The following is a 695-nucleotide window of genomic DNA, read 5'->3' as shown; positions in this document are numbered from 1 at the left end:
GGTTTGATCATTGTCTGAGTCATGGTGCCCAGGAGAGGACTCGAACCTCCACGAAGTTGCCCCCGCTAGCACCTGAAGCTAGTGCGTCTACCAATTCCGCCACCTGGGCGACTCAGGAGGCGAATTGTGGAGATGCCGACGGCCCTTGTCAACGCTTTTACGAAATTTCTTCACAAACCTGCATATGGATGCGCCTCGACTGCCTCTGCACACCGTCAGCGGTTACCATGGAGGGCAATGAAACCAAAGAAACCGACCCGGGGCGCGAAAGCCCCCAAGTCCCCGGTGCCCCAGGCTGCCGGTCCGTCGGGCAAGCCCCGCGCTGCCGCCAAGAAGGCGGGCAAGCTGCCACCGTGGATGCCCGAATCGATGAACACCCCGGCGCCAGCGCGTGGCGGCAACCGTGGCGGTCCGAAACCGGACGCCGGCGCGCCGATCCCGACCCGCCGCCGCCCGCACCCGACATCTACCGACATGAACGTCGTCGACCCGCACGCCGCGCGCGAAGCAGAGCGCTACGCGCAGCCGATCGCCAGCCGTGAGGCGATCCTGCAGCTGCTGGAACGCTGCGACGGTCCGCAGACCGCTGACGAGATCGGCGTCCACCTCGGCCTGACCGAGCCCGACCGCGCCGATGCACTGGGCAAGCGCCTGGGCGCGATGGTGCGAGACGGCCGCGATGGTGCGAGACGGCC

Annotated in this window: 1 tRNA gene and 1 pseudogene; one reads left to right on the top strand and one right to left on the bottom strand. The window is 66.8% G+C overall.

From position 1 onward, the window contains the following. Positions 1-22: 22 nt before the first annotated feature. A tRNA-Leu gene (locus ACXJKH_RS21735) sits at positions 23-109 on the bottom strand. A 128-nt stretch (positions 110-237) separates the two neighbouring features. On the opposite strand from ACXJKH_RS21735, the pseudogene ACXJKH_RS21730 reads away from it, so the two are divergent. Continuing rightward, positions 238-695, top strand: a pseudogene (locus tag ACXJKH_RS21730) (ribonuclease R); the annotation flags it as partial.

Source organism: Stenotrophomonas sp. P5_B8 (assembly GCF_054049855.1).
The sequence above is the reverse complement of the archived record's forward strand: the minus strand, read 5'-3'. Positions and strand labels throughout refer to the sequence as shown.